This window comes from Embleya sp. NPDC005575 (assembly GCF_040605455.1).
In the GTDB taxonomy this organism is placed as follows: Bacteria; Actinomycetota; Actinomycetes; order Streptomycetales; family Streptomycetaceae; genus Embleya.
In genome coordinates, this window is sequence record NZ_JBEXCV010000229.1 from 1 (window position 1) to 10,504 (window position 10,504).

The following is a 10,504-nucleotide window of genomic DNA, read 5'->3' on the forward strand; positions in this document are numbered from 1 at the left end:
CGTGGCCGGCCACGTTCACGTGTCCGGCCGCAGCACTACTGTTCCTTTGGTGCACGCCGTACTGACCGACCCGGACGACCTGTGTCGCCTCCTCGGGATTCCCTTCACGCCCGAGCAGCTGGACGCCGTGCTCGCACCCCTGGGCCCCGGGGTGATCGTGGCCGGCGCCGGATCCGGCAAGACCACGGTGATGACCGCCCGCGTGGTGTGGCTGGTGGGAACCGGCGCGGTGCGTCCCGACCAGGTGCTCGGCCTCACCTTCACCAACAAGGCGGCGGGCGAGCTCGCGCAGCGGGTGCGCAAGGCGATCGGGCAACTGCGCGGCGGCGAGATCCCTGCCGACGAGGACGCGGGTGAGCCGACCGTGTCCACCTACCACGCGTTCGCGGGCCGGCTGCTCCAGGAGCACGGCCTGCGGATCGGCCTGGAGCCCTCCGCCCGGCTGCTCGCCGACGCGACCCGCTTTCAGCTCGCCGCCCGGGCCGCCCGCACCGCACGCGGCCCCTTCCCCACGCTGACCGGCCGGCTGCCGGACGTGGTGGCCTCGGTCCTGCACCTGGGCGGCGAACTCGCCGAACACCTGGTGTCCCCCCAGCGGCTCCAGGAATGGGACCGGGCCTTCGTCGCCGACGTCGAGGCCGCAGCCAAGCCCTCCGCCGCCGCCCGTAAGGCCGCCGACGCGGCCCGGAACCGGCTCGACCTGACCCGCCTGGTGGACGCGTACGGGCACGCCAAGAGCAGCCGCGACCTGCTCGACTTCGGCGACCAGATCGCCTACGCGGCCCGGATCGCGGGGGAGCGGCCCGAGGTCGGCGAGATCCTGCGGGACACCTATCGGGTCGTGCTCCTGGACGAGTACCAGGACACCTCGGTGGCCCAACGGGTGCTGCTGCAGGGGCTGTTCGGGCACGGCCACCCGGTCACCGCGGTCGGCGACCCGTGCCAGGCCATCTACGGCTGGCGCGGCGCCTCGGTTGCCAACATCCACGACTTCCCGGTGCACTTCCCGGACCGCGACGGCACCCCCGCGGCCCGCTACGCGCTGTCCGAGAACCGGCGCAGCGGCGGCCGGATCCTGACCTTCGCCAACGACCTCTCGGCACCGCTGCGCACCCCCGAGAGCGGGGTGGAGGCACTGCGCCCGGGGCCCGGCGCGGAGCACGAGGGATGGGCGGTCGCCGCGCTGCTGCCCACCCACAGTGCGGAGATCGACTGGCTCGCGGACCGGATCAAGACCGCGATCGACACCGTTTTGGACAAGAACGGCGACCCGATCACCCCCGGCGACGTCGCCGTGCTCGCGCGCACCGCGGCGGACTTCGCGGACATCCACGCGGCGCTGGTGCGACGCGACATCCCGGTCGAGGTGGTCGGCCTGTCCGGGCTGCTGCACCTGCCCGAGGTGGCCGACCTGGTGGCCGTGTGCGAGGTGCTCGACGACCCCACCGCCAACTCCGCGCTGGTGCGCCTGCTGGCCGGGCCGCGCTGGCGGATCGGCCCGCGCGACCTGGCCCTGCTGGGTCGACGGGCGGCCGAACTGGTCCGGGTCGACCGGGCCGGCGCCGACGACGCGGATGCCCGCCTGGAGGAGGCGGTGGCCGGGATCGACCCCACCGAGGTGGTCTCGCTCTCCGACGCGCTCGCCGACCCCGGTGAGGAGTACGCGTTCTCGGCCGAGGCGCGCCGCCGGTTCGCCCGGGTGGCCACCGAGATCCGTGACCTGCGCCGGCACCTGGGCGAACCGCTGATGGACCTGCTGCACCGGGTGCTCGCCGGCACCGGCCTGGAGGTCGAGTTGTCCGCGTCGCCCGGCGCCCTGGCCGCCCGCCGCCGGGAGACGCTGCATACCTTCCTGGACGTCGCGGCCGGTTTCGCCGACCTGGACGGCGACCCCTCGCTCACCGCGTTCCTCGCCTTCCTGCGCACCGCCGCCGAGCACGACAAGGGCCTGGACGGCAGCCTGCCCACGGCCGGCGACTCGGTGAAGGTGCTCACCGCACACAAATCCAAGGGCCTGGAGTGGGAGGTGGTCGCGGTCCCCGGGTTGATCGAGGGCGTCTTCCCGAGCGTGCGCACGCAGAGCAAGTGGATCACCAACGGCAAGGCGCTGCCGCACCCGCTGCGCGGCGACGCGGCCGCGCTCGCGGTGTTGCCCGATCTGACGCCCAAGGGCTTCAAGGCGTTCGACGCCTCGATGCGCGAGCACCAGGCGACCGAGGAACTGCGCCTGGGCTACGTGACCTTCACCCGGCCCAAGCAGTTGCTGATCGCGTCCGGCCACTGGTGGGGACCCACCCAGAAGAAGCCGCGCGGCCCCTCCGAGTTCCTCACCCGCCTGCGCGAACACTGCCTGGCCGGCAACGGCACCGTCGAGGTCTGGACGCCCGAGCCCGCCGAACCGGTCAACCCGTATCTCGCGGACACCGTCGAGCACGCCTGGCCGCTGCCGCTGGATGCGACCGCGCTGGTGGAGCGTCGCCGGGCGGCCGACGCGGTACTCGCCGAACTCGCCCGGCGCGAGGCCGCCCGGCGGGTCGACCACGCGACGCAACATCCGTCGGTCGAGCCCGAAGCCGAAGCCGAGCCCTTGCCCGGGGCCGAACGCGAGCCCGAGCCCGAGCCCGCGCCCGTGTCCGGTTTCGGGCCGGCCGACGACGAGCAGGTGCCGGTCGAGGTCTACGACGCCTACGTCCCGGCGGACCCGGAGCAGGACGCGCCGCCGCCCGAGGACGACCCGGGGCCGCCCGACCACGAGCAGCCCGCGCGCGAGCACGACGACGCAAGTGAGCACGACGACGCGCGCGGGCACCACGACGCGCGCGGGTACGAGGACCCGCGCGGGTACTCGGCCGAGGTCCGCGGCCACTCCGACGAGGTACGCGCCGGGCATCCGCCGGTCGAGGGCCCCGCGGCCGGCGCCGCCGCCTTCGAGCCCACGCCGGACGAGCTGGCCCTGATCGAGTCGTGGGATCGGGACCTGGTCCGGTTGGCCGAGGAACTGCGCCGCGGCCGATCCGGGGTGCGCGAGGTGCCCCTGCCCGCGACGTTGTCCGCGTCCCAGATGTTGCGCCTGTCCAACGACCCGGACGGCCTCGCCCGCGAGCTGGCCCGACCGATGCCGCGTCCGCCCGCCCCCGCGGCCCGGCGCGGCACCCGCTTCCACGCGTGGGTCGAGTCGCTGTTCGGCGAGCGGCCGCTGCTCGAACCCGACGACCTGCCGGGCGCGGCCGACGAGGAGATCACCGACGAGGCCGATCTGCTCGCACTCCAGGAGGCGTTCCTGCGCACGCCCTACGCGCAGCGCGCCCCGTACCGGGTGGAGGCACCCTTTCAGCTCTTTCTCGGCGGTCGGATCGTGCGCGGTCGGATCGACGCGGTCTATCGCGAGGGCGACGGCTTCGAGGTGGTCGACTGGAAGACCAACCGGGTGCAGAACGCGGACCCGCTCCAACTCGCGGTCTACCGGCTGGCCTGGGCCGAATACGCCGACGTGCCGATCGAGGACGTCTCGGCCGCGTTCCTGTACGTGCGCACCGGGGAACTCGTCCGGCCGAGGGGACTGCCGGGTCGCGACGAACTGGAACAGTTGTTCACGGAAGCTGACGAATCGGGGCGGGACCAAGGTCCTTGATCCGCAGGAAATCCGGGTCGGGTGACGATGGGCCCGATGCGGCGTGTTTCCGACGCTCGTATCGTTTGTCAGGATCGGTAGTACGGCGAACTTCGACGGGACGGGAAACGGCACCGGTGCGCGGAACAGCACAGACGAGACGGGCACTGCGGCTCGTCGGCGTTGCGAGCGACCGTCCCCTGCTGCCCACAATCGGCCTGTTTTTGCGCCTGTTGCCGTTCCTGGTGATCTTCGCGGTCGTGGTGCTGGCCGCCGCGACGCCGGAGAACGTACACGTGGCACCGCTGCTCGCGGTCGCGCCCGCGCTGTCCGGACTCACCCAGACGGCCCCGCGCGGACCGCTGATCACCGGCGCGGTAACGGCCGTGGTGGCGGTGGCGCTGACCGCGGTCGGGCAGGGCCGAGGCGGTGGCGAGCCCTTCATCACGCTCGTCTCGATCGCGCTGGTGACCACGACCGCGTGGGCCGGCGTACATGTGCGGATGCGCCAGGAACGCACCATCGAGGAGGTGCGCAGCGTCGCCGAGGCGGCCCAGGAGGTGCTGCTGCCCCAGGTCCCCAGGTTCATGGGCCCGCTCACCGTCGGCGTGCGCTATCGCGCGGCGGCGGCCGAGGCGCGGATCGGCGGGGACCTGTACGAGGTGGTGCCGACCCCGTTCGGCGTCCGGGTCGCGATCGGAGACGTGCGCGGCAAGGGGCTGGGTGCGGTGCGGACCGCAGCCGCGGTGCTCAGCGCGTTTCGCGAGGCCGCGTACGAGGAGCCGGACCTGCCGGGCGTGGCCCGACGGCTGTCGGCCAGTCTGGAGCGTCGGCTCGGCGAGGACGACGAGGAGTTCGTCACGCTGATCCTGCTCGGCTTCCCGAGCGACAACGCCTGTGTGGACGTCCTCAACTGCGGCCATCCCGCGCCGCTGCTGCTGCGCGCGGCACACGCCGAGCCGCTGGAACCGCCCACCCCGACCCCGCCGCTGGGCATCGTGGACCTGCGCGAACTGGATCTGCCCGTATTGCGGGTGCCGTTGCTGCCCGAGGACCGGCTGCTGCTCTACACGGACGGGATCATCGAGGCGCGCAACTCGGCCGGGGAGTTCTATCCGCTCCCGGACCGGGCACCCGACAGCCTGCCCGGGGTCGAGGACACCCTGAACCGGCTGGAGGCCGACGTCCGGCGGCACGTGGGCCATCCGCTCCAGGACGACGCGGCGATGGTGCTGCTGCGCTACCGGCCGGTGGTCGCCCGACACGACGGGCTGCGCGGGGCGCAGCTGACCGCCTGAGGTCGCGAAGGCCGCTCAGCCGACCTTCAACTCCACCACGAGTGCGCAGTGGTCCGAGACGCCCAACCGGACCGCCTCGGTGCGCCGGACCGCCTCGGGACCGATGCCGTGCCCGAGCACGTGGTCGAACTGGACCCGCGGGTGATACGAGGGATACGTGGGCACCCGGGCCAGCGAACGCCAGCGCACCGCGCCCGCACCGCGCCCGCGCCGGCCCACCACCGCCTGCGGGATGCGCCCGGGCAGGTTGAAGTCGCCGAGCAGCAGTTGCGGGCCGGGCAGGTCGGCGGTGGAGCGGCGGATCCGGGCGAGCTGCGAGATGTTCCAGCCGGGTACGAAGGAAAGGTGCGCCGCGAGCACCGTGAACGGCCCGTGCGGGCCCTCCACGACCGCCGCGAGCACGCCTCGGGGCTCGTCCGGGACGCGGGTCAGGCCGGGCCGGCCCTGGACCCGCAGCGGCAGGCTCAGCGGCGCGGCCGGGAAGCGCCGGACCCGCCAGTGCGAGACCGGCAGCCGGGACAGCAGCGCGATGCCGTACCCGGGCCCGCCCTCGCCCCGCTCACCCGCCGCGTACACCCGACGCTCGCCCGGCACCGGCTCGTCCTCGGTCCACCCCGACACCGGCGCCGGCACGCCGTGCACCGACGCCAGGAAGCGCCACTGCGACATGCCCAGCGCCTCGGCCGCGATCGCCGCCTGGTCCGCCCCGCCCGAGCGCTGTTGATGCCGGTCGACCTCCTGGAGGGCCACGATGTCGGCGTCGAGGTCGGCCAGCGCGGCGCGCAGCCGCTCCGGATCGGACTCGCCGTCGGCCAGGTCCATACCGTGCAGGAGATTGAAGGTCGCGATCCGCAACGTCGTCATCGACCGACGGTAACCCCACCGAGCGGGCCGGGGCGTGCCTCGGCGCGGACCGATCGCAGCCCCGACGCCGTGCGCCGCCCGCCCGCGCGGCAGGCATATGGTCGAATCCATGAGCATCCCCGACCACGACATCTCCGCCTACGTGCACGCGCACGCCGCCGACTTCCTCGCCGATCTGCGCACCTGGCTGGCCATCCCCTCGATCTCCGGCGACCCGGCCGCGGCGGCCGACGTCGAGCGCAGCGCGTGGTGGCTGGGCGGCGCGTTGCGCGACGCCGGCTTCCCCACCGTCGAGGTGTGGGAGACGCGCGGGCTGCCGGCGGTGTTCGCCGAGTGGCCCTCGGCCGACCCGGACGCGCCCACCGTGCTGGTCTACGGCCACCACGACGTGCAGCCCGCGGCGCTCGCCGACGGCTGGAGCACACCGCCGTTCGAGCCGACCGATCTGGGCGACCGGCTGTACGCGCGCGGCGCGGCGGACGACAAGGGCCAGGTGCTCTTCCACCTGCTCGGCGTGCGGGCGCATCTGGCCGCGACCGGACGGGACACGCCCGCGGTCAACCTCAAGCTGATCGTCGAGGGCGAGGAGGAGTCCGGCTCGGAGCACCTGCCGGCGCTGCTGCGCGAGCGTCGGGATCGCCTGGCGTGCGACGTCGTGGTGGTCTCCGACACCGGCATGTGGGGCGCGGACACACCCAGCACGTGCACCGGCATGCGCGGCCTGGCCGAGGCGCAGATCGACTTCTTCGGCCCCACCTCGGACATCCACTCCGGGTCCTTCGGCGGCGCGGTGCCCAACCCGGCCACCGCGCTCGCCAGGCTGATCGCCGCGCTGCACGACGAGGACGGCCACGTCACGATTCCCGGCTTCTACGACGGGGTCGGCGAACTGACGGACCGCGAGCGGGAGTTGTTCGCCAAGCTGCCGTTCGACGAGGCCGTGTGGCTGGACAACGCGAAGTCCGCCGCGGCGAGCGGCGAGACCGGCTACACCACGCTGGAACGCGTCTGGGCGCGTCCGACCGCCGAGGTCAACGGCATCTGGGGCGGCTACACCGGCCCCGGCCGCAAGACGATCGTGCCCGCCTCCGCACACGCCAAGCTCTCCTTCCGGCTGGTGGACCGTCAGGACCCGGAGCACATCGAGCGGATCGTGCGCGCGTGGGTGGCCGGGCGGGTGCCTGCCGGGATCCGTTGCGAACTCGACTTCGGCACCGGCGTCCGGCCGTGTTTGACGCCGTTGGACCATCCCGCGCTGCGCTCGGTGGTCCGCGCGCTCGGCCGCGCGTTCGACACGGAGATCCTGTACACCCGCGAGGGCGGCTCCGGGCCGGAGGCGGACCTGCAGGAGGTGCTGGGCGCGCCGGTGGTCTTCCTGGGCGTCTCGCTGCCCGACGACGGCTGGCATTCGGTCGATGAGAAGGTGGAGAAGCCGCTGCTCCTCAAGGGCGCGGAGGCCGCCGCACACCTTTGGCACGACCTCGCGGCGACCTGGCACGAAGCACGATCCGGGAGGAACGTCAGTTGATCCACCCCAAGCCTGTCGCCGGGCAGGCACTGGCCCGAGCCACCCTCGACCGGGCGGCCGAACACCGCCTGGACCAGGCCTGGTTGGACCAGGCGTGGCGCGCGCCCGACACGCGTGTCCTGGTCCTGGCCCAGGGCCGGACGCAGTGGACGGGCGACAAGGGCGCGCCGCACCTGGTCCTGGTCGAGCCGGCCCACGCCCCCGAGGGCGAGCGATACCTGCTCGGCGTCGACGCGGCCGGAGTGAGCTACTTCGCGGTCACGGTGGCGGAGTTGGCGGAGCCCGCGGCGGACGTGCGCGAGGGCACCCTGCGCGAACTCGGCACGCTCCTGGACGACCGGGACGCGGGACTGCTCGTGCACGCCACCGGGCTGCACCACTGGCACCGCACCCACCGGTTCTGCGCGCGCTGCGGGCAGTCGACCGAGATCGGCGCGGCCGGGCACGTGCGCCGCTGTCCGGCCTGCGGAACAGAGCACTATCCGCGCACCGATCCGGCGGTGATCATGCTGGTGCTGGACCGGGACGACCGGTGCCTGCTCGGCCGGCAGGCGAGTTGGCCGGACCGGCGGTTCTCCACCTTCGCCGGCTTCGTCGAGCCCGGCGAGTCGCTGGAGCAGGCCGTCGCGCGCGAACTGCACGAGGAGGTCGGGGTCGTCACCGCGTCCACCGAGTACCACGCCAGCCAGCCGTGGCCGTTCCCCTCCAGCCTGATGCTGGGCTTCTTCGCCTATGCCGAGGACGACCGGGTGCGGGTGGACGGCGAGGAGATCTCCGAGGCCCACTGGTACTCGCGGGCGCAGCTCAAGGAGGCGATCGACACGGGTGAGGTGCTGCTGCCCGGGACGCTCTCCATCGCCCGATACCTGATCGAGAAGTGGTACGGCGAGGCGTTGGACGAGGGCAACCGCTGGTAGTCCCCGCCCGCACGTGCCGCGGCCCGCGACGGGAACGCGTCGCGGGCCGCGGCACTCGTCGGGTCGCTCGCGCTCAGGCGGCGAGCTCCGCGACGGCGGCCTTGACCTGGGCCAGGCTGGGGTTGGTCGCGGTCCACAGCGGCGCCCCGCCGTCCGGCGGCAGGATCACCAGCGTCGGCACCGTCTGGTTGCCGCCGTTCACACTCATCACGAAGTCGGCGGCCGCGGGGTCGTGCTCGATGTTCACCTCGGTGTAGGCGATGCCCTCTCGCTCCATCTGGCTCTTGAGCCGGCGGCAGTAGCCGCACCACGTCGTGCTGTACATCGTCACGGGGGCCGACATCGTCATGCACTCCTTTGTTCGCCCGGTCCGGGATCGGCTTTCGACATCGGCAACGTGTGTGCGATCGGTTTGATTCCACGCCTGTGCACGACCCGGGCGCCTGTGCACAACCGGCCTCACGTCGCCGGGATGCCTGAGAGGATGGGTCGATGATCGCTTCCCCCGACGACGTCCTGGACGCGCTCGATCCCGAGCAGCGGCAGGTGGCCAAGGCCGTCGACGGCGCCGTGTGCGTGTTGGCGGGCGCGGGCACCGGCAAGACCCGGGCGATCACCCATCGGATCGCGTACGGCGTGCTGACCGGTGCGATGCAGCCCGGCCAGACCCTGGCGGTCACCTTCACCGCGCGCGCCGCGGGGGAGATGCGCGGCCGACTGCGCGACCTGGGCGTGCCCGGCGTGCAGGCGCGCACGTTCCACGCGGCGGCGCTGCGCCAGTTGTCCTACTTCTGGCCGAAAGTCTTCGGCGGCGCGCCACCCCAGCTGGTGGAGACCAAGATCATGCTGGTCCGCGACGCGGTGCAGCACTGCCGACTGCGGGCCGATCGGGCCGAGCTGCGCGACATTACCGGCGAGATCGAGTGGGCCAAGGCCACCCAGACCGCGCCGGACGACTATCCGCGCGCGGTGCTCGCGGCGAGCCGCAAGCCGCCGCGCGCGGCCGCCGAGATCGCGCACATCTACGCCGCCTACGAGAAGCTCAAGTCCGGCAAGGGCCGGATGGACTTCGAGGATGTGTTGCTGCTCACCATCGGACTGCTGGACGAGCGCCCCGAGGTGCGCGAGGCGGTCCAGGCGCAATACCGGCACTTCACCGTGGACGAGTACCAGGACGTCAACCCGCTCCAGCAGCGGCTGCTGGACCTGTGGGCGAACGAGGCGCGCAGCCTGTGCGTGGTCGGCGACGCGAGTCAGACGATCTACTCGTTCACCGGCGCGACGCCCGCCTACCTGCTCGGCTTCCGCCGCCGGTATCCGGACGCCGAGGTGGTCGAGCTGGTCCGCGACTACCGCTCCACTCCCCAGGTGGTGGGCCTGGCCAACCGGCTGCTCGCACACGCATCGGGCGAGGCCGCGAAGCACCGGCTGAAACTGATCTCGCAGCGCGGCGAGGGCCCGGCCCCACGCTTCGTCGAGCACGCCGACGAACAGGCCGAGGCGGAGAGCACCGCGAAGCAGATCAGCGCGCTGATCCAGGACGGCGTGCGACCCGCCGAGATCGCCGTGCTGTTCCGGACCAATTCGCAGTCCGAGGCGTACGAGCAGGCGCTCGCCGAGCGATCCGTGGCGTATCTGCTCAAGGGCGCCGAGCGATTCTTCGAGCGCGCCGAGGTCCGCCAGGCGATGAACTTCCTGCGTGCGCACGCCATCTCGGGCGGATCCGAGTCGGAGACCGGCTCGCTCGCGGCCGAGGTGCGCGCGGTGCTGGGCAACACCGGGTGGAGCGCGGAGCCACCCGCCGGATCCGGCCAGGCCCGGGAGAAGTGGGAATCGGTGGCCGCGTTGTTGCGGCTCGCCGAGGAGTTCGTGGCCAAGCGGCCGGAGGCGACGCTGCGCGACTTCACCGTCGAGCTGGCCGAGCGGGCGAGCGCGCAACACGCGCCGACGGTGGAGGGGGTCACGCTCGCGTCGCTGCACGCGGCCAAGGGCCTGGAGTGGGATGCGGTGTTCCTGGTCGGCCTCAACGAGGGCATGATGCCGATCGCCTACGCGGACACCCCGGACAAGATCGAGGAGGAGCGCCGGCTGCTCTATGTCGGGGTGACCCGCGCCCGCGAGCGGCTGTCCCTGTCCTGGGCGCAGGCGCGTACTCCCGGAGGCCGCGCACGCAAGGCCTCCCGTTTCCTGGACGGCCTGCGCAGCGTGGGCGGCTCGCCCGGCACGGGGTCCGGTCAGCCGGACGCGTTCCGCGCCGCGGGCCCGGGCCGCGGGCCGGACGGTACCG

General features: G+C 73.1%; 7 protein-coding genes. 5 read left to right on the plus strand and 2 right to left on the minus strand.

All coding sequences use genetic code 11. From position 1 onward, the window contains the following. Window positions 1-49 precede the first annotated feature (49 nt). Both ABZS54_RS39870 and ABZS54_RS39875 read left to right on the plus strand, forming a co-directional pair. Window positions 50-3,631: an ATP-dependent DNA helicase gene (locus ABZS54_RS39870; RefSeq protein WP_355547342.1), complete on the plus strand. Its 3,582-nt coding sequence runs from the start codon at window positions 50-52 to the stop codon at window positions 3,629-3,631. A gap of 116 nt (window positions 3,632-3,747) precedes the next feature. Then, window positions 3,748-4,908, plus strand: coding sequence for a PP2C family protein-serine/threonine phosphatase (locus tag ABZS54_RS39875; RefSeq protein ID WP_355547345.1), 1,161 nt, complete (start codon window positions 3,748-3,750; stop codon window positions 4,906-4,908). A 15-nt stretch (window positions 4,909-4,923) separates the two neighbouring features. On the opposite strand, the gene ABZS54_RS39880 is transcribed toward ABZS54_RS39875, so the two are convergent. Beyond that, entirely contained in the window at window positions 4,924-5,772 is an 849-nt protein-coding gene (locus tag ABZS54_RS39880) for an endonuclease/exonuclease/phosphatase family protein (RefSeq protein WP_355547348.1), read from the minus strand. A 109-nt stretch (window positions 5,773-5,881) separates the two neighbouring features. Here ABZS54_RS39880 and ABZS54_RS39885 point away from each other — a divergent pair, with 109 nt between their 5' ends. Together ABZS54_RS39885 and nudC are read left to right on the plus strand one after the other, a co-directional pair. Further along, window positions 5,882-7,300 (plus strand): dipeptidase, encoded by a 1,419-nt coding sequence (locus ABZS54_RS39885; RefSeq protein WP_355547351.1) that lies wholly within the window; start codon window positions 5,882-5,884, stop codon window positions 7,298-7,300. Then, entirely contained in the window at window positions 7,297-8,217 is a 921-nt protein-coding gene (gene nudC, locus ABZS54_RS39890) for an NAD(+) diphosphatase (RefSeq protein WP_355547354.1), read from the plus strand. Before ABZS54_RS39885 ends, nudC begins: the two co-directional genes overlap by 4 nt. A 73-nt stretch (window positions 8,218-8,290) precedes the next feature. Here the strand turns inward: nudC and ABZS54_RS39895 are convergent, their stop codons facing one another. Beyond that, a complete protein-coding gene (locus ABZS54_RS39895) occupies window positions 8,291-8,560 on the minus strand; it encodes a mycoredoxin (protein WP_355547357.1) in 270 nt (89 codons plus the stop codon). Window positions 8,561-8,709: 149 nt separating this feature from the next. Between ABZS54_RS39895 and ABZS54_RS39900 the strand changes: the two genes are divergently transcribed. After that, window positions 8,710-10,504, plus strand: a 1,795-nt coding sequence (locus tag ABZS54_RS39900) for an ATP-dependent helicase (RefSeq protein WP_355547360.1), incomplete at its 3' end; no start/stop codon positions are given.

Bases quoted from the DNA above. Each gene is read 5' to 3' on its own strand.
- ABZS54_RS39880 (WP_355547348.1), bottom strand. From the start codon at position 5,772: ATGACGACGTTGCGGATCGCGACCTTCAATCTCCTGCACGGTATGGAC.
- ABZS54_RS39885 (WP_355547351.1), top strand. From the start codon at position 5,882: ATGAGCATCCCCGACCACGACATCTCCGCCTACGTGCACGCGCACGCC.
- ABZS54_RS39895 (WP_355547357.1), bottom strand. From the start codon at position 8,560: ATGTCGGCCCCCGTGACGATGTACAGCACGACGTGGTGCGGCTACTGC.